General features: G+C 64.5%; 12 protein-coding genes. 5 read left to right on the top strand and 7 right to left on the bottom strand.

From position 1 onward, the window contains the following. Positions 1-281 precede the first annotated feature (281 nt). Positions 282-1493, bottom strand: coding sequence for a PLP-dependent aminotransferase family protein (locus ADJ79_RS03860; protein WP_050714871.1), 1212 nt, complete (start codon positions 1491-1493; stop codon positions 282-284). Between the two features lie 641 nt (positions 1494-2134). Between ADJ79_RS03860 and ADJ79_RS03855 the strand changes: the two genes are divergently transcribed. Genes ADJ79_RS03855 through ADJ79_RS03845 form a run of 3 tightly spaced genes read left to right on the top strand, consistent with a single transcriptional unit; the run spans position 2135 to position 6522 of the window. Next, positions 2135-2857, top strand: a complete 723-nt coding sequence (locus ADJ79_RS03855; RefSeq protein ID WP_050716384.1) for an ABC transporter ATP-binding protein — start codon at positions 2135-2137, stop codon at positions 2855-2857. 23 nt (positions 2858-2880) lie between these two features. Further along, a complete protein-coding gene (locus ADJ79_RS03850) occupies positions 2881-5271 on the top strand; it encodes an ABC transporter permease (protein ID WP_050714870.1) in 2391 nt (796 codons plus the stop codon). 27 nt (positions 5272-5298) lie between these two features. Continuing rightward, on the top strand, positions 5299-6522 hold the full coding sequence (locus ADJ79_RS03845; RefSeq protein WP_050714869.1) for an efflux RND transporter periplasmic adaptor subunit: 1224 nt from the start codon (positions 5299-5301) through the stop codon (positions 6520-6522). Positions 6523-6684: 162 nt separating this feature from the next. Here ADJ79_RS03845 and ADJ79_RS03840 read toward each other — a convergent pair whose 3' ends face one another. Beyond that, a complete protein-coding gene (locus ADJ79_RS03840) occupies positions 6685-7224 on the bottom strand; it encodes a hemerythrin domain-containing protein (RefSeq protein ID WP_050714868.1) in 540 nt (179 codons plus the stop codon). A gap of 222 nt (positions 7225-7446) precedes the next feature. On the opposite strand from ADJ79_RS03840, the gene ADJ79_RS03835 reads away from it, so the two are divergent. Continuing rightward, positions 7447-9351, top strand: coding sequence for an autotransporter assembly complex family protein (locus ADJ79_RS03835; protein WP_172674017.1), 1905 nt, complete (start codon positions 7447-7449; stop codon positions 9349-9351). Positions 9352-9502: 151 nt separating this feature from the next. After that, complete coding sequence (locus ADJ79_RS15560) at positions 9503-14005, top strand: translocation/assembly module TamB domain-containing protein (protein WP_050714866.1); 4503 nt, start codon at positions 9503-9505, stop codon at positions 14003-14005. 1346 nt (positions 14006-15351) lie between these two features. Here the strand turns inward: ADJ79_RS15560 and ADJ79_RS13980 are convergent. The 5 genes from ADJ79_RS13980 to ADJ79_RS03815 all read right to left on the bottom strand — a co-directional run bounded on the left by ADJ79_RS13980 (position 15352) and on the right by ADJ79_RS03815 (position 26458). Continuing rightward, positions 15352-16104 (bottom strand): hypothetical protein, encoded by a 753-nt coding sequence (locus tag ADJ79_RS13980; protein WP_156304011.1) that lies wholly within the window; start codon positions 16102-16104, stop codon positions 15352-15354. 457 nt (positions 16105-16561) lie between these two features. Continuing rightward, entirely contained in the window at positions 16562-17257 is a 696-nt protein-coding gene (locus tag ADJ79_RS13975) for a hypothetical protein (RefSeq protein WP_156304010.1), read from the bottom strand. A 293-nt stretch (positions 17258-17550) separates the two neighbouring features. Beyond that, positions 17551-18138 carry a hypothetical protein gene (locus ADJ79_RS03825; protein WP_156304009.1) on the bottom strand — a complete coding sequence of 196 codons (588 nt, stop codon included), beginning with the start codon at positions 18136-18138 and terminating at the stop codon, positions 17551-17553. Next, positions 18129-25607: a putative Ig domain-containing protein gene (locus tag ADJ79_RS03820; RefSeq protein WP_050714864.1), complete on the bottom strand. Its 7479-nt coding sequence runs from the start codon at positions 25605-25607 to the stop codon at positions 18129-18131. Before ADJ79_RS03820 ends, ADJ79_RS03825 begins: the two co-directional genes overlap by 10 nt. Further along, complete coding sequence (locus ADJ79_RS03815) at positions 25496-26458, bottom strand: hypothetical protein (protein WP_050714863.1); 963 nt, start codon at positions 26456-26458, stop codon at positions 25496-25498. The genes ADJ79_RS03820 and ADJ79_RS03815 overlap by 112 nt, the downstream gene beginning before the upstream one ends. Positions 26459-26710 lie beyond the last annotated feature (252 nt).

The following is a 26710-nucleotide window of genomic DNA, read 5'->3' as shown; positions in this document are numbered from 1 at the left end:
GGCCCGGCGGAGACGGGCAAGGCCCGCAAGCGCGCAAGGCCGCGCTTTTTTGGCTTGCACGGACGGAATCCTGGTCTCTGCCCGCAGCCTGCCGTGCAAGCGCAAGCCAGGAAAAGGGAAGGGGGAAGGCGCTGGCGGTCTTTATTTCGCTCTTTTATCCATAGCATGATGTCCTAGTGGAATCTGCGCAAGACGGCATTTCTACCCCCTCAAATTTGCTCCTGTTCCTGATGCCCTCCCAGCAGGCAGCGCCTGCGGCGCGGAGACGCCGGAACAGGCTCTCAGACCCGCAGCGCGCGCGCCAGGCGCGCCACGCCTTCGCGGATGTCGTCCTCGCCTGCCGTGGCAAAAGAAAGGCGCAGCGTGGCGGCGTCGGGATGGGTGGCGAAAAAAGGCGCGCCGGGCACGAAGGCCACGCCTTGGGCAATGGCCTTGGGTGCGAGCGCCGCGCCATCGGCCAGCGCGCCGCCAGCGCCCGTCAGCCGCGCCCAGATGAACAGGCCGCCCTGGGGCGGGGTGAAGGCGATGGCCTGGCCCAGCTGCTCGTGCAGCGCCTGGCCCATGACGCGCGCGCGGCGGGCATAGACGCGGCGCGCGTTTTCCAGCGTCTGCTCCAGATGGCCGGCGGCCAGGTAGCTGGCGGCCACGGCCTGGGCGAAGGTGCTGGTGTTGGCGTCGCTGAACTGTTTGCACATCACGGCCTGGGCCAGCAGCGGCGCGGGCGCAGTCATCCAGCCCAGCCGCAGGCCGGGCGAAAGGATTTTGGAGAGGCTGCCGCAGTGAATGAGCCAGTCGCGGCTGCCCGGCACTTCGGACGTGAGGGCAAGCAGGCTGGGCGGCGGCGGCGCGTCAAACCACAGCTGGCCGTAGGGGTCGTCTTCGATGATCAAGGTTTGATGCCGCACCGCCAGCTCCAGCACGCGGCGGCGGCGCTCCAGCGTGAGCGTGGCCCCGCCGGGGTTGCCGAAGGTGGGAATGAGATAGACAAAGCGCGGGCGGTGCTCTTCCATGAGCCGCTCCAGCGCATCGGGCTGCACGCCGTGGGCATCGGCCGGGGCGCTGATGACTTGCGCGCCGTAGAGGCGAAAGCACTGAATGGCGGCCAGAAAAGTAGGGCCTTCGACAATGACTTTGCAGCCCGGCTCGACCAGTGTTTTGCCCACCAGGTCCAGCGCCTGCTGGCTGCCGGTGGTGACGATGAGCTGCTGGGCCTGCACATCGGCCCCGCGCGATTGCATGAGCGCGGCCAGCTGCTCGCGCAGGGGCATGAAGCCTTCGGTCGCGCCGTATTGCAGCGCCTGCGCGGCCTGCTGCGCCAGCGCCTGGCGGGCGGCTTCTTCGATGTGCGCCACATCAAACAGGGCGCTGTCGGGAAAGCCGCCTGCAAAACTGATGATGCCGGGCCGGCCCAGCAGCTTGAACACTTCGCGGATGGCGGAGGTTTCCACATGGCCCAGGCGCTGGGCGAAGGGGTAGGAGGGGGCTGGCTGCATGGATGAACCGCTTGGAGAAACAAAGGGAACAAAGAAAAGCCACCCGCCGGGGGGTGGCTTGAAGTGGTGCCTGAGGCCGGAATCGAACCGGCACGCCTTGCGGCCAGGGATTTTCTTCCCGCTTCGGCTTTCGCCGCCGGCGGCTTTTCGCGCAGGAAAAGCCGCCGTTCGTGGGCTGGAGCACGCCTTCGCCCTGGCCTTGCGGCTTTAGGCGCCCGCCGTCTGCTCTCTACACCTTCCTGCGCTGGCAGGCTTGGCTCGGCGTTGGCCGGGCACGGGGCCGGGGGCGTTCGCCGAATTTGACGGGTTTCACTCCGGGCGTTTCCGCGCGGAGGCTCAAATTGTTTCAAGTCCCTTGTGTCTACCGATTTCACCACTCAGGCTTTTTTTCCTGGAATCTGCCGCACATCCGTCTGAAAGGGCGTTTTTTCGCTCCTTCATTCATAGCACGATCTCGCGTGGATACGGCGAGGACGGGCCTTTTCATGGGCTTGAATCTGCTCTTGTTATCAAAGCAGGTTTCGCTGTTTCCACGGCGGCGGCGCGGGCTGGCTGGCCGCGCGCCGGGTTCCGGAAAGGTGCAGATTGTCGCAGAGGCGGCGAATGCCTTTCGCATAATTTGCCGCATGCGCACGCCAGAAATGCCTGAAGTTGCAGCCGCTGCGCCCGTTTTCCGGGCGCAAGGGCTGACCAAGACCTATCACATGGGCGATGTGCAGGTGCGCGCGCTGCGCGGGGTGGATCTGGCGCTGGAGCGCGGCGAGCTGGTGGTGGTGCTGGGGCCTTCGGGCAGCGGCAAGTCCACCTTGCTGAACATTCTGGGCGGGCTGGATGTGCCCAGCAGCGGGCAGGTGTTTTATGGCGGCGAGGATTTGAGCCGCGCCGATGACGCGGCGCTCACGCGCTTTCGGCGCGAGCACGTGGGCTTCGTGTTCCAGTTCTACAACCTGATTGCGAGCCTGACGGCGCGCGAGAACGTGGCGGTGGTCACGGAAATCGCCCGCCATCCGCTCGCGCCCGAAGAGGCGCTGGCGCTGGTGGGGCTGACGGCGCGGCTGGACCACTTTCCCGCGCAGCTTTCGGGCGGCGAGCAGCAGCGCGTGGCCATTGCGCGCGCCATTGCCAAGCGCCCTGCGGTGTTGCTGTGCGACGAGCCGACGGGCGCGTTGGATTCGGCCACGGGCGTGCGCGTGCTCCAGGCGCTGGAGCAGGTAAACGCCGAAATGGGCGCCACCACGGTCATCATCACCCACAACGCCGACATCGCCCGCATGGCCAGCCGCGTGCTGTGGATGCAAGACGGCCAGATCGTGCGCGAGCAGCGCAATGCCACTCGCCAGCAGGCGGCCAGCCTGCAATGGTGAGCCGCTGAAGGAAAAGGCCAGGCATGCCGGTATCTGCCCTGACCCGCAAGGCGCTGCGCGATTTGTGGCTGATGCGCGGGCAGGCGCTGGCCATTGCGCTGGTGATTGCGGCGGGCATTGCCATGCTGGTGATGTCGCAATCCACGCTGGACTCGCTGCGCACCACGCGCGACATGCTGTATGCCCAGCAGCGCTTTGCGCACGTGTGGGCGCACCTCAAGCGCGCGCCCAGCGCGGTGGAGCGGCAAATTGCCGATCTGCCCGGCGTGGCCGAAACGGAAACCCGCATCGTCTCGTTCGCCAAGATGGAAGTGCCCGGCTTTGCCGACCCCGTGCAGGCGCTCATGCAGTCGCTGCCTGACGACGGCCAGCCGCGCCTCAACCGCGTGCACCTGCGCACGGGCCGCATGCTGGCGCCGGGCGCGCAAGACGAAATCCTGATCAGCGACGGCTTCGCCAAGGCGCACCGGCTCAAGCCGGGCGACCGCCTGCGCCTGACGGTGCACGGGCGCACGCAGTGGTTCCGCCTGGCGGGCATTGCCGTGTCCGCCGAGCATCTGAACCAGATCAAGCACGGCGGCATGTTTCCCGACTACGAGCGCTACGCCATCGTCTGGGCGCCGCGCCGGGCGATGGAAGCGGCGATGGACATGAAAGGCGCGTTCAACCAGATCGTGATCCGCCTGGCGCACGCCGGCACGGCCAGCGCGCGCCTTCAGCAAGAGCAGCAGGTCATCCGCGCCACCGACCGCATCCTGCAACGCTACGGCGGCATCGGCGCCACGGGCCGCATGGAGCAGATGTCGTTTCGCTTCCTGCATGAAGAACTCAAGCAGCTGGCCACCAACGTGTGGCTGTTTCCGGCCATCTTCCTGGGCGTGGCGGCGTTTTTGCTCAATGTGGTGTTCAAGCGCCTCATCGGCATGCAGCGCGACCAGGTGGCCACGCTCAAGGCCTTTGGCTATGGCACCTGGCAAGTGGCGCTGCACTACGGGCAAATCGTCACTTTCATTTGCCTGATTGGCGCGGTCATTGGCACGCTGGCCGGCGCGTGGCTGGGCACACTTTTGGCCGGGCTGTACCAGCAAAACTTCCGCTTCCCCTATCTGGTGTTCAGCACGGATGCCCAGGTGGTGGCCATTGGCGCGGCCATCAGCCTGCTGGCCGCGCTGGCGGGTACGGGCCACGCCGTATTCGCCGCCGCCAGCGAGCCGGTGGCGCAGGCCATGCGCCCGCCTGCGCCCGAAAGCTTTCGCCCCACGTTCATCGAGCGGCTGGGGCTGACGCGCTGGCTCTCGCAGCCCACGCGCATGATCCTGCGGCAGCTGGAGCGCCGCCCCTTCAAGGCGCTGATGACCGTCATTGGCCTGGCGCTGGCTGGCGGCATCGTCATGATGTCGGACTTCCAGATCGCCGCCATCAACCACCTGCTGGCCGTCGAATTCGGCCTGGCGCGGCATTACGACGTGGCCGCCTCCTTCACCGAAGCCGCGCCGCGCCGCGCCCTGCATGAGCTGCGCGCCCTGCCCGGCGTGCGCGCCGTGGAAGGCACGCGCATGGTTTCCGTGCGCATCGGGCATCTGAACCATCAAGTGCTCACCGCCATCGAGGGCCTGCCTGAAAACGCCCGCATGCGCCGCCCTTTCAGCGCCGGCTTGCAGCGCATGCAGCTGCCGCCCGCCGGCCTGGTGCTGGGCACGTGGCTGGCCCGCCGCCTGGGCGTGCAGCCCGGCGACACCGTGTGGGTGGAAGTGATGGAAGGCCGCCAGCCGCGCCTGACCCTGCCCGTGGCGCAACTGCTGGATGAATCCCTGGGCATGAACGCCTACATGAGCCTGCCCGCCCTCAACCGCGCCCTGGGCGATGACGATCTGGCCAGCAGCGCCTTCCTGCTGGTGGACAAGGGCATGGAAACCAGCGTGCTGCGCGAGCTGGATCGCCGCCCGCTGGTCTCCAGCGCCGAATCACAAGCCGCCTCGCTGCGCAACTACCGCAGCACCATCTCCACCTTCACCCGCATCTTCACCCTCATGGCCACCCTCATGGGCGCCATCATCAATTTCGGCGTGGTCTACAACTCGGCGCGCATGTCGCTGTCAGAGCGCACGCGCGAGCTGGCCAGCCTGCGCGTGCTGGGCTTCACGCGCGGCGAAGTCAGCTACATCCTGCTGGGCGAGCTGGCGCTTTTGGTGCTGCTGTCGCTGCCCGTGGCCGCCGCCGTGGGCTACGCCCTGTCGGCCTTCGTGGCGCATGGCATGAGCACGGAGCTGTTTCGCGTGCCCCTCATCGTGCGGCCTTCCACCTTCGCCTTTCCCTCGTTCGTGACCTGCGTGAGCGCCATCATCTCGGCCCTGGCCGTGAACTGGCGCGTGCGCCGCCTTGACCTGATCGAGGCGCTCAAAACCCGCGAATAAAGCCCCTTTGCCACCTCCGAGCCGCCCATGACCCTTCCGCGCAAAGCCCTCTACTTCGTTCTGGCCGCCAGCTTCATCGGCGCGCTGGCCTTTCTCACCTGGCGCGAGCCGCGCCAGCTGGCCGCCACCGGCGCCGTCACGCAAGGCCCCCTGCAGGAAACCTTCACCGAAGAAGCCAAAACGCGGCTGAAACAGCGCTACGCCATCGCCGCCCCCGTCTCCGGCACGCTCCAGCGCATCACCCTGGAGCCGGGCGACGCCGTGCAGGAAGGCCAGCCCGTGGCCTACATCGCCCCCGCCGCCAGCACCTTGCTCGACGACCGCAGCCGCGCTCAGGCCGAAGCCGACGTGAAAAGCGGCCAAAGCCAGCAAGCCGCCGCCAGCCAGCGCATCGCCGCCGCGCGCGCCGCCCACCAGCTCGCGCAAGCCAGCCTCAAGCGCGCCCGCGCCCTGGCCGCCGGCCAGGCCGCCTCGCAAGAAGCGCTGGACCAGGCCCAGGCCGCCGCCACGCGCGCCGCCGCCGAACTGGCCGCCGCCCAGGCCGACGAGCAAGCCGCCATCGCCCGCGTGGCCGCCGCCCGCGCCACGCTCGCCCATGAAGGCGCGGCAGGTGAAAGCGGCGCCCGCGCGCCCCAGCCCGTGCTCTCGCCCGTCAGCGGCGTGGTGCTGCGCCGCAGCCTGCAAAGCGCCACCCCCGTGGCCGCCGGCCAAAGCCTGATGGAAGTGGGCGACACCGCCCAGCTTGAAATCGAAGCCGAAGTCCTGTCCACCGACGCCGTTCGCCTGGCCCCCGGCATGGCCGCCCGCGTGCTGCGCTGGGGCGGCGAAGGCGCGCTGCAAGCGCGCGTGACCCGCGTGGAACCCGGCGGCTTCACCAAAGTCTCCGCCCTGGGCGTGCAAGAGCAGCGCACCCGCGTCATCCTGGAACTCACCAGCCCCCGCGCCGACTGGGCAGCCCTGGGCGACGCCTGGCGCGTTGAAACCGAATTCATCACCCGCCAGGAAGAAAACGCCGTGCAAGTGCCCGCCAGCGCCCTTTTCCGCACCGCCGCCACCGAAAGCGGCGCGGGCAGCACAGGCGGCTGGGCGCTGTATGTCGTGGAAAACGGCCGCGCGCGCCTGACCCCCGTGCGCGTCGGCCTGCGCTCGGACGCCGCCGCGCAAATCCTCGAAGGCGCGGCCCCCGGCCAGACCGTCATCCTCCAGCCTGACGACCGCATCCACGACGGCGTGCGCATCCAGCCCGCCTGAACGCCCCGGGAACGCCTGATTACGCTCCTTTATCTGTAGCGTTAGGTCCTAGTGGAATGGGCGCAGAAGCCATTTTTAATGCCCGCATATTTGCTCCTGTTTCTGATGTCCACGGGCGAACCTTGAACGGGTTCCGAGGGCCATCAGGCGGCGCGGCCCGCTTCACTTGCCCTTGCGCCGCGCGGCCATTTCGGCGCCCATTTCGGCCAGCGGCTGCGGCTCCAGCAGGGCCTGGGCGGCGGGGTAGGCCAGGGTTTCTTCCAAAGGAATGTGGGTGGCGTAGATGCCGGTGAAGCGGCGCACCAGGGCGCGGTCTTCATCGGTGAGCGCGGGGGCATCGGGCGCCTGCCAGGCTTGCAGGCGCGGGCGCAGGGCGGCCCAGAGTTCGGCCATGCGCACGTGATCGGCCTTCAGGGTGGCCACGGCCTGGCGCAGCCGTGCGTCGGGCGAGTGCTCGAGCAGGGGAAAGACGTGGCGCTCTTCGTCTTCGTGATGGTGGGGGGCGGCCATGTTGAAGTAGCGCAGCACGTCTTGCACGGCCGAGCGCGACTGCGCGTCGTGGCCGTTTTCGTCGATGTGGCGGACGATGCGCTCCAGCAGATCGAGGCTGCGCTGCACACGGTCGTGGCAGGCTTCCATCATTTCAAAGGGCTGGTCAAAAGAGGCGGCGGGGGCGGAAAAACCGGGCAGGCTGCGGCTCATGGGTTTCATCCTTGATGGGCAAAGGTGGCAAAAGGCGGGGCGTTCGGTTGAATGTCCGGGCATTCGGGCTTTCGGGCGCCGCCGGACTCGCAAAAACCCCTGAACGGCAAATAGTTGGCATTTGCGGCGGGCTTCGGGGCGGGGGGCTGCTTTTACACTTCCGCCCCGATGCGCCTGCCCGATTGTTCCCCCAAGAAGCGGCCACGCCTGGACGTGGCGGCAATGACCCTGCTGACAGGCTTGTCAGCGGCCCTGATGCCCTGCGCGGCGGCGCGGGCGGATGATGCCCCGGCCGCCGCCAGCGCGTCCGCCGCCGAATCCGCCCCGGACGCCGCCGGAAACACCGCTGAAAAGCCCGCCTTCACCATTGAAGTGCAAACGGCCAATGAAGAGCTGAAAACGCTGCTGGAGCGCCATAACGATTTGCGCCGCTACCAGTCCGTGCCCGATCTGGACGCCGCCGAGCTGGACCGCCTGATGGCGCTGGCCGAAAGCGGGCTGAAGGGCCTGCTGGCCGCGCAGGGCTATTTCTCGCCGCAGATCACGCTCACGCGGCAAGCCGCCGCACAGCCGCCCGTGGTGCGTATTGCCGTGGAGCCAGGCGAGCAGGCGATGGTGGAGGCGGCGGACATCGCCTTTGCGGGCGACATCGCGCACTCCGCCGACCCGGCCGCCGCAGAGCAGCAAAAAGCCATCCGCGAAGACTGGGCGCTGGGCGCGGGCAAGGGCTTCACGCAAGAGGCGTGGAGCAGCGCCAAATCCGGCGCGCTGCGCCAGCTCATTGCCAAGCGCTATCCGGCAGGCCGCATGGGCCGCAGCCAGGCCGATGTGGATGAGGCCGCGCGCAGCGTGAAGCTGGGCGTGACGCTGGACTCCGGCCCGCTGTACCGCCTCGGCCCCGTGCAAGTCACGGGCAACCGGCGCTACCCCGCCTTTTTGCCCGGGCGGCTAGCGCAGCTGGCCGTGGGCGAGCCGTATGACCAGGCGCGCCTGGCCGACGCGCAGCAGCGCCTGATCAGCAGCGGCTATTACGACGCGGCCTACGTCTCCGTCGATCCGCAAGAGCGCAGCGAAAGCGAGGGCCAGGACGAAAACGCCGCCCCCGCCGCCCCCGCCGCCGTTACCGCCCCCGTGCAAATGCAGGTGACCGAAGCGCCGCTGAAAAAAGCCACGCTGGGCCTGGGCTTCACCACCGACGGCGGCCCGCGCATCACGCTGGAGCACCGCCACAACCGCGTGCCCTGGCTCGGCTGGCGCGCCGTGAGCAAGGCGCAGCTGGAAGCGGCCAACACCTTCATAGAAAGCGACCTGCTTTCCATGCCCGCCGCCAGCGGCTGGCGCTGGGGCGCGCTGGCCAAACTCAGCCGCGTCAAGGACGACGACCTGACCACCTACAACCGCCAGCTGCGCTTTGGCCGCTCGCAAAGCCGCGAGCGCTCCGAACGCAACTTCTACGTGCAATACGACCTCTCGCGCGTCAAGGGCGCCGACGGCCAGTACGTGACCGACGAGATGACGGGCGACGGCTCCGCGCTCTCGTTCAACTTCATATGGACCACGCGGCGCTTCAACCATTTGTCTGACCCCACCGGCGGCTGGGGCCTGGGCTTTGAGCTGGGCGGCGGCATCACCATCAACGGCAAGCGCCAACCCTTCACGCGCGGCGTGGCGCGCTGGCTGGGCTACATCCCCTTGGGCCACAGCGCCGCCAGCAGCCGCCTGGCCGTGCGCGCCGAAGCGGGCGCGGTCATCAGCCCCGACGGCGCGCGCGTGCCCAGCGCCCTGCTCTTTCGCGCCGGCGGCGACAACAGCGTGCGCGGCTACGGCTGGCGCGACATCGGCATTGCGCGCGGCGGCATCACCGCCCCCGGCCACTACATGATGACCGCCAGCCTGGAGTGGCAGCGCCCCATCCTCAACAGCGAAGGGCGGCCCAGCGGCATCGAATACATCGCCTTCATCGACGCGGGCGACGTGGCCGAAAACCCCGGCGCGCTCACCCCGCGTCTGGGCATCGGCACAGGCGCACGCGTGAAAACGCCCGTCGGCCCCATGACCGCCGCCATCGCCTACGGCGCCAAGACACGCAAATTCAGGCTGCACCTGTCGGTGGGCTTCGTGTTCTGAAGCGGCTTGCAGGGCCTTTATTTGCTCCTTGTTCCATAGCATGAGGTCCCCGCTGATATTGCGACAACCGCGTTTTTCGGCACCCTGAATTTGCTCCTGTTTCTGATGCGGCTTTGCCAGCCGCCGCTGACCCTTTCCGCCCTCTTTCGCCATGAGCACCGCTCCTTCATCCGCCACCCCCCTGCCCGAAGCGCCTGCCGCCGCGCCCCCGCGCTCCCAGCGCCCCCGGCGCCGCTGGCCGCGCCGCCTGGCCTGGCTGCTGCTGGCGCTGCTTGCGGCTGCGCTGCTGGCGCTCATCGTGCTGTGGCGCTGGGCGGCTTCGCCCGGCTCGCTGGAGCAGGCGCTCGCCTGGGCGCAGCCCTACATGCCGGCCGCCCTGCAAATCGAAGGGCTGCAAGGCTCCGTGCTGCACGGCGGCCAGGCCGCGAAAGTGCGCTGGAGCGAGGGCGGCCTGACCGTGGAGGCGGACGAAGCCCAGGCGCGCTGGCATCTGCTTTCCTTGCTGCGCGGCAAGCTGCGCCTGGACGAGCTGGGCGCGGCCCGCATCCGCGTGGACGACGCCCGGCCGCCCAGCGACGAAGCGCCCGCCGCCGGGCCGCCCGCGCCGCTGGAGCTGCCGCTGCGCGTGGAGGTGAACGCCTTTCACGCCGGGGCCGTGGAGCTGGCCCAGCCCGGCCTGCGCATCACTGGCATTGCGGGCAGCTACCACTTCAACCAGCTCATGCACCTGCTGCGGCTGGACAGCGCCAGCCTGATGGGCGGCCGCTACAGCGCCAGCGCGCGCCTGCGCAACGACGCCAGCGCGCGTCTGAACGTTTCGCTGCGCGGCGAATTCAGCCTGCAAGCCTTGCAGCAGGCGCTGCCGCAAAGCGCGCCGCCTGCTGAAACACCTGCTGAAACGCCCGCCGCTGACGCCCCTGCCGCCGATGCCTCGCCCCGCCTGCTGCTGCGCGCCCACTTGAGCGGCCCCATGAGCGACATGCGCCTTGCGGCCCGCCTGCGCGAGCAGCATCCCGCTGACAAAAACGCGCTGGACACGGCGCAAGAGCGCGACATCGACGCACTGGGCGAGCGCCTGCTGCATGGCGATGAAGAAGCCGCCAACGCCTTGCCTGACGCCCCGCCTGCGCCGCATGCACAAGGCGCAGCCAGCGATGCGCAAAACGAAGCGCAAAACGAAGCGCAAAACGATGTGCAAGGCGATGTGGAAAACGGCCCGCAAGCGCCGCGCGCCGATCTGGCCGCGCGCATCACGCCCTGGGCCGCCCAGCCCGTGGCCCAGGCGCAGGCCCGCTTCGCCTGGCTGGACCTGGCCCCCTTCTGGCCCGCTGCGCCGCAAACGCGCCTGTCCGGCCAGGTGCGCATCGACCCCGCCGATGCCGCCCCCAACGAAGCCAGCGCCGCCGCGCCGCAGTGGAACGTGCAAGCCAGCCTCTCCAACGCGCGCCCCGGCCCGTGGGACGCGCACCGCCTGCCGCTGCAAAAGCTTCAGGCCCGCCTGAGCCTTCAATCCGGCCCGCAAGGCCTGGGCGTGCGCGTTCAGCAACTGAGCGCCGATCTGGCGGGCGGCACGCTGCAAGCAGACGGCCACTGGCTGCCTTCAGAAACCCATTCAGAAGCCCAAACGCCGCAAGCCCCCGTGGCATCAGCGCCGCCCGCTATCGAAAACAAAGCAAATGACGCAACGAGTGCCAGCCCGCAGCCCTTGGGCGGCTGGCGCGTGAACGCCACGCTCGAAAGCATCCGCCCCGCCGCGCTGCACACGGCGCTGGCGGCGCAGCCCCTGTTCGGCCACGTGCGGGCCAGCGCCCCGGCGCAAGGCGGCACGCAGACGGCCCAGACGGCCCAGACGGCCCAGACGGATGCCGCCGATGCCGCCCCCGCGCCCATCACCTTCGATGTGGATTTGCAAGCCTCTGACGCCGCCAGCGCCGCCCAGCCCGCCGCCAGCGCCCCGACCACGCCCGCGCAGGAAATCGCACAAGAAGTGGCCCGCTTGCGTCTGCGCCAGCTCACCGCCCAGGGCACATGGCAAGCCGGCCCGCAAGGCCAGGCCAGTGCAGGCCGGCTGGAGCTGCCCACGCTCACGCTGCACGCCGCCGATGCGCAGCTGCACGCCAGCGGCGTGCAAGTGCGCCTGGCCGATCAGTCCGGCCAGGGCCAGCTGGCGCTCACGGCCCCCGGCCTGAAACTGGCGCTGCAAGGCAGCGCCGCCCCGGCCAGCGGCAAAGGCCAGGCCGAAGTGCAAGCGGCCAGCCTCGCGCAAACCCTGCAATGGCTGCAAACCCTGCCCGCGCTGCCCGCCAGCGTGCGGCAGGCGCTGGCAGACACGCTGCTCACAGGCCGCGCCAGCCTGCAAGGCCAGTGGCAAGGCGGCTGGCGCGACCCGGCCGTGAAACTCACGCTCGCCGCGCCTGAGCTGGAGTGGCGCGCCAGCGCTGACGCCGCCCCGCTCAAGCTGCAAGGGGCCGAAGCGCGCGCCACGGGCCGCCTGCAAGACGCCAGCGTCTTTCTCAAAGGCGCGGCGCGGCAGGCGGACCGCCGCGCCACTTTGCAAACGCAGGCGCGCGTGCGCTCCGTGCCATCCCAATCTGCCTCCAAAGCTGTTTCAGGCTGGCAGGCCGCCTTCAGCCAGCTTGACATCACGGCGCAAGACCCCGATTACGCCCCCGCCGCATGGCGCGCCGCGCTGAAGTCGCCTTTCACACTCACGCTTGAAAACGGCCCGGCGGGCGGCCAGCCCAACGCCGGAAAAGAGGCAGGAAAAACCGCCCCGCTGTCCGTGGCCGCCAGCGCGGGCGCGCTCGCGCTCTCGCCCGCCAGCGCGGCGCAGCCCGCCACGCTCTCGTGGGATCACCTGAAATGGGCCGATGCGCGCTGGAGCGCCAAGGGCAAGCTGCAAAACGTGCCGCTCGCCTGGGCCGCGCTCATCCCGGGCGCAGAGCTGCAAAAAAGCCTGGAGCCGGTGCTCGACATCGCTGGCAGCGCCATCCTGGCCGCCGAATGGGACGCCGAATGGGCGCGCGGGCAGCCCTTGCGCCTGCAAGCGGCCGTGGAGCGCACGCAAGGCGACCTCATCCTGCCGCCGCTGCCCGGCGCGCCCCAGCGCCAAAGCGCGGGCCTGCAAGCCGCCCGCGTGTCGCTCAACGTGCAAGGCCAGGACGCCACCGCCCGCCTGCTGTGGCAAACCCGCCAGATCGGCCAGGCCGAAGGCCAGCTGCAAACCCGGCTGGCCGCAGGCGACGCCCCCTGGAGCGCGCCCGAGCCGTGGCCCGCCGATGCACCCCTGCAAGGGCATCTGAGCGCCAAACTGCCCCGCGTGGCCGCCTGGTCGCTGCTGGCGCCGCCCGGCTGGCGGCTGCGCGGCGCGCTTGATGCCGACTTGCGCATCAGCGGCACCCGCAGCGCCCCGCAATGGAGCGGCCAGATCGGCGCAGACGGCCTGGCCCTGCGCTCCGTGGCCGACGGCTTTGAACTCAAAAACGGCGAACTGCGCGCGCGCCTGCAAGGCGAGCAGCTCGTCATCGAGCGCCTCACCCTCCAAGGCGGCGGCAAGGCCCCCGGCAAAAAAGCCGCCGAAAACCAAACCGCCCAGCTCGCCAGCGCCTTGGCGGACGGCGGCTCCGTCACCGCCAGCGGCCAGGCCGGCTGGGCGGGCGGGCAATGGAGCGCCCGCATCGACGCCACATTAAGCGGCCTGCGCCCCAGCATCCGGCCTGACCGCCAGATAGCCCTGTCCGGCAAGCTGCAAGCGGCCATGCAAGGCAGCGCCGCCACGCTCGATGGCCAATTGCGCGTGGATCAGGCGCACATCGAACTGCCCGACGACAGCGCCCCCACGCTGGACGACGACGTGGTCATCCACCGCGCCGATGGCCGCCGCGAAAGCGCGCAAGACGCCGAAGCCGAAAAAAAGCAGCAGCAAGCCAGCCAGCGCGAAGCCAAAACCACCCTCGCCGCCCGACTCGGCCTGGACCTGGGCAACGCCTTCACCCTGCGCGGACAAGGCATCGACACACGCCTGACCGGGCGGCTTCAGGCCACGGCCAGCGGCCCCATCGGCACGCTGCCGCGCGTCAGCGGCGAAATCCGCACCGAAGGCGGCACCTTCCGCGCCTACGGCCAGCAGCTGCAAATCAGCAAAGGCGTCGTGCGCTTCAACGGCGCGGCCGACAACCCCGTGCTCGACATCCTGGCCCTGCGCCCCAACTACCAAAGCGACCAGCAAGCCGGCGTGCGCGTGACCGGCACCGCCCTGCTGCCCAGCGTGCGCCTGTATTCCAAGCCCGAACTCTCCGACAGCCAGACGCTGGCCTGGCTGCTGCTGGGCCGCGCCGCCCCATCCGGCGGCGCAGAAGCCGCCATGCTCCAGCAAGCCGCCCTGGCCGCCTTGAGCGGGCGCGACGGCAAAAGCATGGCCTCCCGCGTGGGCCTGGACGAACTCTCTTTAGGCGAAGGCTCCGGCAGCGGCAGCACCAGCCTCACCGTCGGCAAGCGCCTCTCAGACAAGCTCTACACCACCTACGAACAAACCCTGGGCAGCGCCATGGGCACCCTGTTCATCTACTACGAACTCTCGCGCCGCTGGCTCGTGCGCGGCCAGGCCGGCGAGCAAGCCGCCCTGGACGTGATCTACCGCATCTCCTACGACTAAGCGCCCGTTCAGAGCCTGGCCGCGAGGGGCGAAAGAGCCGACCGGAATCGCTGCAAGGCGCCATCCGCAGACAAGCCTTGCAGCTTGCCAGGAACCTGTTCAAAGCCTGGCCATGAGGAGCGAAAGCGCAGGAATCAGGCTGAACGGCAAGGCGCCAACCGCAGACGGACCTTGTGACCCGGCAAGGACTCGCAACGCCGCAAACCGCCCCAATCCCCCCTTTTGCCCCCCGCAGACAGATGGCAAACAGGCTCCAAGCCCGCCACCCACCCGCAAACCGGCCCCAAAACAGACGCGGAAACAGACCTGAAAACAGGCTTTCAGCACGAAAGACAACCGGGTTTTACGTCAAAAAACGGAGCGAATTCAAGAGCTTAAAAACGGCTCTCGCGCAGTATCCACTAGGACCTAATGCTATCGTTCAAGGAGCGAAATAGAAGCAAAACGCAAGCGCCGGCCAAGCAGGCCGCCCGGCCCCTCACTTGCGCCCCATCATGCTGCCCAGCACGCCGCGCGGGACTTGGCGGCCCGCCGGATCGCCGTAACGGGGCAAGGCGTGCGGCTGGCTTGTGCCTTCATGGCCGTGCAGTCCGCTTGCACGCAGCCTGGCGCCATGGCGGCAGCGTCGTATCGCCAGCTTCTGTTCGCGGTTTAACTCGCGCCCCGGCCGCCGATTTTTTCCGTGGCGCGGATCAGCCGGCCTTTGGCGTCGCGCTGGTAGCTGTATTGGGCCAAGGCGCTGCCGTCGGCTTTTGGTGGCAGATTGGGGCCAGGCGTCCGGCAGCGTCATGGCTGAATTGGGCGCTGCCCGGGTTTGCAATCCGCCGCCTGCATTCCAGCGGGCTTGAAGGCTGTGTTCGCCTGGGTCGGCAAAGCTTGCGCTCAGTTGCGTGCGCTGGCTGGCTGCATATCAACCACCATCTATATTCATATTGCATACAGAACAAACCAGCAATAAGCCGGAAACAGACCCACGCATATCATGGCCCAATACCAGCTCTTTCCATATATCCATCAACCCTGAACAAAGCCAGTATATTCCTGCCTGCCATGATTTTAAAATATTCACCCCTCGGAAAGATGGAAAAAATATCTTTTCCATAATAATCTTTTAGATATGCCTGCGTAAACGGAAAAATGACTGACTCATAAATTCCATCCGGCTCCAAATGATTGGATACCGATCTGATTTCCAATATCCTTATTTACAGAAGATCGCCATTGAATATTTGTATCAGCAGCGTCCAAGATGAAACAATATCATCTACACAGTCATCTAGAAAAACTATTCGCCTGCTGAAGACAGGCCTGTCAAATTATAAATCATAAGATGCCTCAGCAGTATTTCAGTTAGAACGCCAAACGCTTCTCAATGAAATCTTCCTTAAACCGCATAGAAATATCATCATTACAAGATAGATGCTTTCTAAATCCCTCATCCTCCTGCCTTCCATGTTCACACCAATATGAACCTCCTTGTTGCATCGATTAGAAATCAATATCGTCATGCATGATGATATTAAAAGCATCATATATACGCCGCAATCCTGCTGCAATTTTCTTATTGGTTGACGCAACCACGATGCAGTGTTCGTGAGTTTTCTTTGACTCAATTGAGGTAAATACTGCAAGATCAATACTTTTTTTAGGCTGATCAAATCCAGCAACATATTTTGTTCAACAAAATCATTCCTAAAAGCCCAATCCTGAATAACATGATTCAAAAACTCATCCGGCAACGTCCTTGGCAGCAGCATGAATCTACCATTGCCAAAAATAGTTGCAACCAGCATCCATATATTTGACTCATTCAGTCCCTTGGCAATACCTATTTCGCTACTGAGTCTCCCATAACATGCCGTCTTGACATGATATTCTTCAGGCATGGCATACCCAGCCTTTGGCAGAAGGTCAATAAAATCAAGCCGCCCTATGCTTTTGTAATAATCAACAGTTGCAAGAAACTCTTCTCCGGAAAATAATGAATCATCAACTATCGCAACCAAATCGGAAGCATGTGTCGCATGCCATAAGATGCGATGAACATCAACGAAATTTGCTTCCTCATAAGGCAGAACAAATAAATGTGGAGTACGCATGGTTTTACCAACGGTAATAATGCGACAGGCTCACCAGCTTTTCATTCCTCGCGCCATGAAGCTTATGCCAATCTTGACGGAACCATTGCGTATAACCTGAAAAGCTTGCGTCCAACACACGCCCTCCCTGGTTACCCCCCCAAGTTCAAGCTTGATTTTCCGCTGCGACTTGCTCAATAAAATTGTTCCCGGATCTATCCGCATAGAACCAGGCCAAGGCGTTCCAACCCCGGGGCTGGCCCATAAATCAGCAAAGAATTCTTTTGGTTCGATAAAAACCGTCTTGCTGGATTATCAGGTTTCGCCCTATTCCATTAAATATATTCACAAGATGAGATGCGGGGCCAGCCAGGACCGAATCAAAATCAGGCATGGCTGTCAATAATGTCTGTGTAAGCGGAAAGATGACCGATCTATAAGTCCCATTCGGCTCTAGACGAACCAATATAGGCTCAATTCACTCCAGGAATCCTAAACTGGGACCGTCGAATGGATTTCCAAATACAATTTTATTATCATAGTCAGCGACTTTTCCTTTATTCAATGGCAATGCCTTTACAGCATCAAGCAGCATTTCGTCGTCAGCCAATAACAGTGAAACACGATTGCACTCCCCCCATAACGGCATCACCAACAAAAAATCCATTGAGATTGAATGTATCTTTTTCATATATGCGACCAGACATTGATGAAGCGAGCATCCGTCCTCAAAAAAATCATCACTAAAGAGTTCTGCAATTTCCTCAATCTCGCTATCGCATATTCCTTTTGGCGTTGCCATATAATAGCAGCTATCGTATAGACACATAGACGCCACCACCACCCAGAGGGCCGTCTTTGATTCTTTGCTGTCATTATTTATCTCCATGATGGAAATGTTGCTTCCAGAACCCGAATCGACAGTCTCAATGCATTTTTCAAAGCCAATGCATTGAAGATATCTTAATTGATTTCTTTGTTCTGCCCCCAATTCATTCAAAAGTATAAATCGCTCAAAAACGTCATCAGCAAAGACATCCCAACCTTCTTGTGGCGTGGTTGCAAAAATATTAAGCCCCTTATATAAATCCATTATGCACGAGAGCAGATGAAATCTTTGCTCCACATCGTCGCAATTAATTAATAAGCCGAGAGATTTCATACTTGTCGTCATGAGCAATGATAAGACGCACCTGCTTCTACGAGACAGAGGTCACCCGCTCTGCGTGGAGAATGCCGATCTTTTCTAAACCACCGCTTGGACATACCTTTTCCTCCCAAGGATGACCGTCCCCCCTTGATTGGATCCCCAAATTGCTCCAACCGGCCGCACGGCAAAAGGTAAAGAGTGCCATGCCAGCAGACAAAGCGCCATCAACACTGGCAAGTGTGGCAAAGGCTGTTTTTATTCGCCGTCATTGCGGCAGCTACTTCAACAGCATCCAGGTTCAGCGCTGAATAGACAGTTTATGAGAAATCATCTTTTGGAAATGATTCGATTATAACCTCGAGAAACTCTATATAATTATTCGCCACCACCTTTATTTCCTTGGGCCCTGCGCAAATAATTTGCCCATAAACCCCTTTTTCTGGAGGGTTCAAATCGACAAACCAATAAAATTCATCATCTGCGCCTACCATCATCAAGTCTTTGTGCCAAACCACATGACGCAAAGCGCCAGAATATTTTGGCGCATCCGGCAGCAAACTATAGACATACCGCATTTCCTTTCCGATTTCGCTATCGCCAACAATAAAATCAGCAGCCAGATTCATATTATTTATTGGGACAGCGCCATCTGAAAAACCAATATCCAAGGCATATTGCGGAGATATGCGAAATTCAAACAAGCCAAGGGCGATGCGCTGTTCATCAGGAATGTTTTTCTCCAATCGCTGCTCAAGCGCAAGCAACTCATTTTCTGATAATCCTTGTTTCTTCCAGCTTAGATAGTCTCTTGACGAACAAGTCATCCTATAGATAGCATCCAGCCGCCTGACCTGATCTTCGATGATCATACGGATACGTTTTTCTTCATTAAAATTTAAAGCCATGACGCTTTCCCATATTTGTCGATATAAAATCCTGGTGCATAAGGCACTGCTAAATTCAAGAAAGGCTTACCAATGGTATTCACCTTGGTTGCTGAATAGAATTTCGACAACAACCCTCCTTGCTTTGGGCCTTCTGCGCTAGGCACTAATCTCAATGAAACACTATCAAAAAAGTAATTAATATCTCCTCCTTGCAGAGTACTTCCATATGGATACTCATCACATACTGCGGAAATTAGCATCCCATTCGTTCCCAAGTATTTTGCACGTGCAGTGTTATTGCATTGTTGTGACGCATTACGAGTCGAATATTTAACTTCATTTTTCCTGGATTTTGGCCCTCGTAGCAGAAGAAACGGTAGTGGCTTGGAAATGCCTGATATAGTATCACCATTCCCCATCAAAGAGTCCAAAATATGCTGTGACGTATAAAACGTCTGGAACCCATTAACCATTGTCGGTATTCTTAGATAACACTTATTCTTTGAGATTCGACAATGTCCAGCCAACCCTGTTAATATCATGGCGATACCTGAATTACCAAAAGAGGGAATCTGACCACTATGACTCACAGAATTAACAGCGGCTTCAATAATAGGCGACAGTAGTGCACTGGAGAACATGTCTGCCACCTCCATTCTGATCCACGACATTGCCATCATGCTGGCCATATTTCCAATACCACTCATCATTCCTCCCAGCGAGAAATTTCCGCCCGGATCCACATGATTGACCGGATCCGCATTGCCATACAGATACTTGTTCAGCGTCAGCGGAATGCTCTGGCTGCCCGGGTGTTCGTCCATCGAGATGAAGCGCCCCGTTTTCGGGTCGTAGTCCCGGGCTCTGAGGTGGTATAGCCCCGTGGCGCTGTCGTAGCTCTCGCCCGTGTAGCGGTGCCGGCTTTCTTGCAGGTTGCCTGCCTCTTCGTTGCCGAACGCATCAAAGTCCAGCGTTTCGATGATTTGGCCGCCCTCGTCAGTGATCAGCCTCGCGCTGCCTTGGCCGTCTTCGTAGACGTGCAGCGTTTGGCCTTGTCTTTGTTCGCTGATGAGTTGCCCTACGCCATCGGGGGTGTGCGTGTAGCGCGTTTCTTGCCATGCGCCGCCGTTTTGGCGGTTTCGCTCCAGCACGATTTCGCTGTAGGGGCGGGCGGTGTCCAGGATCCATTGCGTTTCCTGTTTTTGGCCGCCGGTTTCCCGGGTGCGGCTGATGCGCCGGCCTAGTGCGTCGTAGCCGTAGCGGATGCTGGTGCTGCCGTCGCTGGCTTTGAGCAGCCGGTTGTCGCTGCTCCATTCGTAGCGGATGGTTTGCGCGGGGGTGCGCTTTTCGAGCAGGTTGCCCCGGCCGTCCCAGCGGTAGGTGGTTTTGGGGCCTGTGGCCGTTTGTTCTTCTGTGAGCTGGTCCAGGCTGTTGTAGGCGTAGCGGGTTTTTTGGCCGTCGCAGTCTTTTTCTGTCCGGTTGCCTGTGCTGTCGTAGCTGTAGCGGCATGTGCGGGTGATGCCTGCTGCGCTGATGCTTTCCTGGGTGAGTTTGCCGTCGGCGTCGTATTCCCAGCTTTTGTTTGTGGTTTGGCCGCCGGTTTCTTCCGTGGCCCGGGTCAGCCGGCCTTTGGCGTCGCGCTGGTAGCTGTATTGGGCCAGGGCGCTGCCGTCGGTTTTTTGGTGGCGGATTTGGGCCAGGCGCCCGGCAGCGTCGTAGCTGTAGTGGCTGCTGGCGCCGTTGGCGCGTTTGATTTGGCTCAGGCGCCCGGCGGCGTCGTGGCTGAATTGGGCGCTGCCTTGGCCGCTGGCCAGGCTTTGCAAGCGGCCGCCTGCGTCCCAGCGGGTTTGGAGGGTGTGTCCGCCTTGGCCGGCAAAGCTTGCGATGAGTTGCGTGCGCTGGCTGGCTGCGTCCCAGGCGGCGGCGCTTTGGCCGTGCGGGCCGGTTTCGCTGGTTTGGCGGTCCAGCGCGTCCAGTGTTTGCTGGATTAATCCGCGCTGGCTGTCGCTCCAGCTGGCTGCTCTGCCGTGGGGGTCGTAGCCGATTTGCAGTGTGCCGTCCGGGCGTGTTTGGCCTGTGGCGCGTCCTTGGCTGTAGCTGTAGCTGATGGCGGTGCCGTCTGTCTGGCGTTTTTGCACCAAGCGTCCATCGGCGTCGTGGGTGTTGGTTTCCTGGCTGCCGTCTGGCAGGCGGCGGCTGGTTCGGCGTCCGCCCAGGTCGTAGCCGTATTGGGTGGTTCTGCCCAGGGCGTCGGTTTGGCTCAGCAGCTGGCCGGCTTCGTTCCATTCGTAGCGGGTGGCGGCGCCGCTGGGTTGTGTGGTTTGGCTCAGGCGTCCGGCGCTGTCGTAGGCGTAGCGTTGGCTGTGGCCGGTTTCGTCGGTGTCGGCGGTTTTTTGGCCCGCTGCGTCGTAGGCGGCGCTGCTGACGGCGCCGCCTGGCCAGTGGGTGCGCACTTTTCTGCCGGCGCTGTCGTAGTCGTAGGCGGTTTGTTTGCCGTCGGCTGCCGTGATGCTGGCGATTTGGCCCGCTTCACTGTAGGCCGTGCGCTGGCTGTGGCCCAGGGGGTCGGTGGTTTTGACGATGCGGCCCGCTGCGTCGTATTCGTAGCGGGTTTTGCGGCCCAGCGCGTCCTGGCTTTCGGTGAGCTGGCCTGCGGCGTCGTACTGGTTGCGGCTGATGCCGCCTGCGGCGTCCACGGTTTCGATGGCGCGGCCCAGTGCGTCGTAGCGGGTTTGCGTGCATAGGCCGCTGTTTGCGCCGCTGGCTGCTTCGCAGTGTTTGGTTTGGCGGCCTTCGCTGTCCCAGGCCCAGGTGTCGATGAGGCCGTCGGGATGTTCGGTTCTGACGGTGCGGCCCAGCGCGTCGTGGCGGTGGACGGTGGCCAGGCCCAGCGGGCTGGTTTGTTTGATGAGCTCGCCTGCGGCGTTGTAGTCGCTGCGGGTGATGTGGCCCAGGGGGTCGGTTTGGGCGGTGATGCGCCCTTGTGCGTCATGGGCGGTGCGGCTTTGCGCTTCTTGCGCGGCCTGGCCCGCTTGCAGCCGGATGGCGGTGCTTTGCGCGCTGATGCGCCCTTGCGCGTCTCGCGTGTAGGTGGTTTTGGCGCCGTCCGGGGCGGTCTGGCTGGCAAGCTGGCTGGCGCCGCCTGTCAGGGCGTAGCCGTAGCGGGTGGCGCGCCCCAGGGGGTCGGAGAGGCTGAGCAGGCTGCCTTTTGGGGTGTAGTTCAGGTGGCTGACGCCGCCGCCGGGCTGGGTGAGGCTGGCCAGCTCGCCTGCGCCGCTGTAGCTGTAGAGGGTGTTCAGGCCGCCGGGCTGGCGCTGTTCGGTGACGTTGCCGCTGGCGTCGTAGACGGTGCTGCTTTGCCGCCCCAGGGGGTCGGTTTCACGGGTGACGTTGCCGTAGGCGTCGTATTCGCGCCGCGTGGTGCGGCCCAGCGGGTCGGTGACGGCGGTTTCGTTGTCGTTGGCGTCGTATTGGTAGCGGGTGATGCCGCCTAGCGCGTCGGTGATTTGCGTGACGTTGCCGCGTTCGTCGTAGTCGTAGACGGTGGTGTGGCCCAGCCGGTCTTTGACGCTTTGGCGCCGCTGGCTGTCTTGGTGGCTGATGCTGACGCTTTGGCCCAGGGCGTCGGTTTGTTTGATGACGCGCCCCTGGCTGTCGTATTCGGCTTTGAGTTGCAGGCGGCCCGCCGGGTCGCTGTAGCGGGTCAGCGCGTGCGGCTGGCTTGTGTCTTCGTAGCCGTAGGCCGCTTGCGCGCCGTCTGGCTCGATGGCAGCGGCAAGGTTGCCCGCCGCGTCGTAGCTGTAGCGCCGCTGCACGCCGCCAGGGCCTGTGATGCGGGTGATGCGCTTTTGCGCGTCGCGTTCAAAGCGCAGGCTCCAGCCGCCCGAGTGGCGGATGCCGTCAGCGGCAAATTGCATGGTGTTGCCTTGCCGGTCTTTGATTTGCTGGATGCCGCCTGCCAAGCCACGGCTGCCGTCCAGAATGAATTCCACGCCTTCGCGCGTGGTGTATTTCCACTGGGTGGGGTTGTAGGTTTCTCCTGAGCCGTAGTCGGTGAGCTGGCCGCCGACGATGCGCAGGTCCAGCCAGCTGCCCAGCGCTTCAAGGCTGGCGCCCGAGTGGCCCCGGCCGCGCGGGCGGTAGGTGATGTGGGCGCTGGGGTTGCTGGCCCACTGGATGAGGCTGACGCATTCAGGCTCCGCACGGGCTTCAAATTGCTCCAGCCGGCCGCCTGGCAGGCGCACGGCCACCACGCGGCTGCCTGCGGGGCGGATGCAAATCTTGCGGCCAAAGCCCGCGCCGCTTTGTTCGGCGCTCCAGCTGCGGCCGACGATGCCGTTGGTCTGGATGGCTACGTCCTGGTATTGCACGCTCCAGCCGTAGCCAAAGTCCAGCGCTTCGTGGCGTCTGAGGCTGTCGTAGGTGCGCACCACTTGCAGCGGCAGGCCTTCGATGTCAAAGCTCAGGTCTTCAAAGGCCAGGCGCAAGGGGGCGGCCTTTTGCTGGCCGCTGATGGCAACGCTGATGCGGGCGCTGGCTTCTTTGCCCGCCGTGTCGCGCACGATCAGGGCAATGTCGTACAGGCCGTTGGCCAGCGCTTGCGGATGGAGCCGCCCCAGCTCGCCGCCGGCGGCCACGGGGGCGTTGCCCCGCTTGAGGCGGTTCCACTGGTTTTGCCCGGCTGCGCTGATGAGCAGCTCGTATTCGGCAAAGTGGCTGTCCGTGGCCTGGCCCAGGATGGCCGCCGGCTCCGTGACGTCTGCCACCACGATGTCCGCAGAGTCGCCCGGACTGCTGATGCGCGCCACCGGCTCGTCTGCGTCCAACGGGTCTGTCACGGCATACCAGTCTTGCGCCGTGACCGTGGCGCCTTGGCTGTCGCGCAGCACGGCGGTGACATCGTGGCGGCCCATGACGCTGGAGACCAGGCTCGCTTGCAGGCTGCCAGCGCTGACGGGGTGCGCCGTGCCATCCACGTGCAGGCTTTGCAGCGTGTAAGGCGGCTGGCCGCCCGTGGCCGCCACGCTGACGATGGTGGCGCTGCCAGCAGCCACATAGCGCGCGCTGAAGTGCAGTTGCGCAGCCAGCGGGGCAACGGCTGGCGGCGTGGGTGTCGGCGTGACAGTCGGCGTCGGGATGACGGTTGGCGTGGGGGTCGGGCTAGGCGTAGGCGTCGGTGTTGGCGACGGGCTGGGCGTGGGCGTTGGAGTGACGGTTGGCGTTGGCGCAGCTGCCGTGACGGTGATTTGCCAGGACTGCTCGGCGTAGGCCTGCCCGTCGTTCACGCGCAGGGCCACGGGCACATTCGCGGCGGCGGCCGTGGGCGTCCATTGCACGGTGCAGCCGTTCAGGCTCATGCCTTGCGGAGCACGCGTGAGGCTGCACGTCAGCGGCGCGCCTTCAGGGTCGGTGGCTTGCAAGGCGTAGCTGTAAGCGCTGCCCACTTGTGCTTGCGTGGGCGGCGTGCTGGTGATGCGCGGCGGCTGGTTGGCAGGCGGCGTTGGTGTCGGTGTCGGCGTCGGCGTCGGCGTGGGCGTCGGTGTCGGCGCAGCTGCCGTGACGGTGATTTGCCAGGACTGCTCGGCGTAGGCCTGCCCGTCGCTCACGCGCAGGGCCACGGGCACGTTCGCGGCGGCGGCCGTGGGCGTCCATTGCACGGTGCAGCCATTCAGGCTCATGCCTTGCGGGGCGCGCGTGAGGCTGCACGTCAGTGGCGCACCTTCAGGGTCGGTGGCTTGCAGGGTGTAGCTGTAGGCGCTGCCCACTTGTGCTTGCGCAGGCGGCGTGCTGGTGATGCGCGGCGGCTGGTTGGCAGGTGGCGTGGGCGTTGGGGTGACGGTTGGCGTCGGGGTTGGCGTGATGGCGCCGACCACCAGCGTGACGTTCTGCGTGGCGCGCGCGCCCTTGGCGTCTGCCACGGTGAGCATCAGCGGCCAGCGGCCCGGTTTGGGCTGCGGCCAGGTGATGAGGCCGCCTGCGGTGATGTTCATGCCTTCGGCTTGCGTGCCCAGGGTGTAGGTGATGGCGTCGCCATCGGGATCGCTGGCCTGCACCTGGTGGCTCAGACGCTGGCCTTCCTGGCCCGTGGCAGGCAGCCTGTTGCTGATGACGGGCGGGCGGTTGCGGCTGTCGCTGATTTGCAGCGCATAGCTCTGGCTGGCGATCAGCCCCGTGCGGTCGGTGGCCGTGAGGGTGACGGCGTATGTGCCGGCCAGGCCAGGTTGCGGCCAGGCGATGAGGCCGCTGGCTGCGTCCACGCTCATGCCGGCGGGCGATTGGGAAAGGGCGTAGGTGACGGCGCCGCTGCTTGCGTCATCAGGGTCGCTGGCGTGCGCGGCGTAGCGGTAGGGCTGGCCCGTCTGGCCTGTCAGCGGCGGCTGGCTGTCAAAGCGCGGCGGGCGCGTCAGCGGCTGGCCCGGCTGCCATTCGGGCGGGGCAGAGCTGGCGATGGGGGCGGAAGAACAGGTTTCCTCGCCTTGGTCGTTCAGGGGGCGGACGCTGTAGTACCAGGTCTGTCCGGCGCTCACGCCTTCATCCAGCCAGGTGCTGTAGCGCGAGGCGGTCTGCCCCAGCCGCTGCCAGGGGCCTTGCGGCAGGGCGGCGCGGTAGATGGCGTAGCCGTGTGCACCGATGTCGCTCCAGACAAGCTGCACCTTGCCGGGCTTGGCGCGGGCGCGCAAGTCCGCCAGACAGACGGCCTGCGGGGGCACGCGGGCTGAACCAAAGGCGTCCACATAGACATAGCCGCCATGTCCGCCATGCGCGCAGTCGGCGGCAAGCACACGCACTTCCACGGTGTGGCCCAGGCGGCTGTCAGGCACTGGAATATCCACGTCGATGAAAGGCGTGGCGCGCCAGGTGCTGCCCCAAAGAAGGGTGGTGTGGGTGATGCGCCCGGGCTGGCCTGACCAGGCGAAGTCGTCATAGATGACTTCGTCTGTTGTCACATCCTTGAGCTGCACATGAAAGTAGGGCTGCGCCGCAGGCGAGTGGCCGGGGTCTTCCAGCACGGCGGCGTAGGCAAAGCGCACGTGCAGTTTGCCGTCTTGCGGGTCGCGGTCGGCGGCGGTGATAACAGCGCTTTGATTCAGGGCGTTGATGTGCTGCCCGCCCTGCTCGTCATTGACCTTGGCCGTGTAGTGGCCCGCGCGCGGCAAATCCAGGTGCGGCGCGCGCGGATCAAACGTAGCGCCCAGAACACCGCCCAGCCGCTGGCCGCCCGTGTGAATGACGATGCTGCTGGCGCTGAAAGGCTGACTGCCCTGCAGGCCGTAGTTGAGGCCGTGGCTGCTTTGCCAGCCGCTGGTATCGCCCGTCTCGAAGCCACCGTTGTCAAACAGGGCGTGAGCGGGCTGCACGGGCGCGAGCCAGCCCGTCAGCAAAACAGCGGCGCAAACCAGCGCAGGCAGCACCGCCAGCAGGCGGCGGGCAGAACCGGCAGAACCGGCCTGACGGCTGTCTTGCGTGCGCCGCCGGCTGCGGCCCAAGCCGTCAAAGCGCCCATAGCACGCGCCCAGCAGCAGCGACAGTGCGCCCAGCGCAAGACCGCCGGGCCTGGGCCTGGCGTCGGAGTCGGAGTCGGAGTCGGAGTCGGAGTCGGCGTATTTGTTTGCAGCTTGGCACGCAAGTCAAAGCTCAGGCTCTGGCCGCTGGCCGCGTCGGTTTGCAGCAGACTGGCATCGGCCACAGCCGCCGGAGTCAGCGTGGCGGTGACGCTCAGGCGCTGGCCGGGCTGCCATTCGGGCACAGGCAGCGATAGCGCCAGGGCGGCATCGTCAGGGGCGCTGGCGCTCAATGCGCTTTGGTTGCCCAGCTGCCCCGTGGCAGCGCGCGCGAGCAAATCGCCCGTGTGGTAGCCCGGCTCGGCCGCCTCCCAGCGATCGGCGCGGATTTGTCCGGCTGGCGTGCCCAGGCCTGTTTGCTGCCGGGCGGTTTCGTTGAAGAAGGTGTTTTGTGCCGCTTCAATGTCGGCATCGGCCAGCGCCGTCAGGCGCAGGCCGCGTATGGGCTGGCCGCTGGTATTGACCAGCTCCCAGGTCCAGGCCGTGCCGCCTTGCGGCGCGCTCTGGCGCTGCATGGTGGCGGCAATACCCAGAGCGTTCAGGTTCAGCGCCGTCTGCGCCGCGCCTTCGGCCGTGTGTGCCGCCTGCTGGCCGCCCAGGCTGGCAAACAGGGTCAGCCGCTCCACGCTCACGGGCGCCGTCTGTGCTTGTGCCGCCACGCCCGCCGCCAGCAGCGCCAGCGCCGCCAGCCCGCCACGGGCGGCGCCCGCTTCTTGACGCAGCTTGCTTTGCGGCACGCACTGGCGCAAATGTGCAGTTTCATCTTGTTTCATCATCAACCCTGAGCAGAAATATTTGTAGACATTCGTAGCAACCAATTTACCCTGCCTGCAATACCCCACCAAAACACGGGGATATAGGCCCTTCAGAAAGACAGGCGGCGTGCCTTTGGTTGAATGAAGTCCGCTCCGCATCAAAAAGCGGAGCAAATTTAAGGTCTCAAAAACGGATCTCGCGCAGCATCCACTAGGACCTATTGCTATCGTTTGAGGAGCGAAAAATAAGCAAGACGCAAGCGCCTGCCAGGC

This window comes from Ottowia sp. oral taxon 894, from assembly GCF_001262075.1.
Taxonomy (GTDB): domain Bacteria; phylum Pseudomonadota; class Gammaproteobacteria; order Burkholderiales; family Burkholderiaceae_C; genus Ottowia; species Ottowia massiliensis.
Note: the sequence above shows the minus strand (reverse complement) of the source record. Positions and strands in the feature narration are given on the sequence as shown.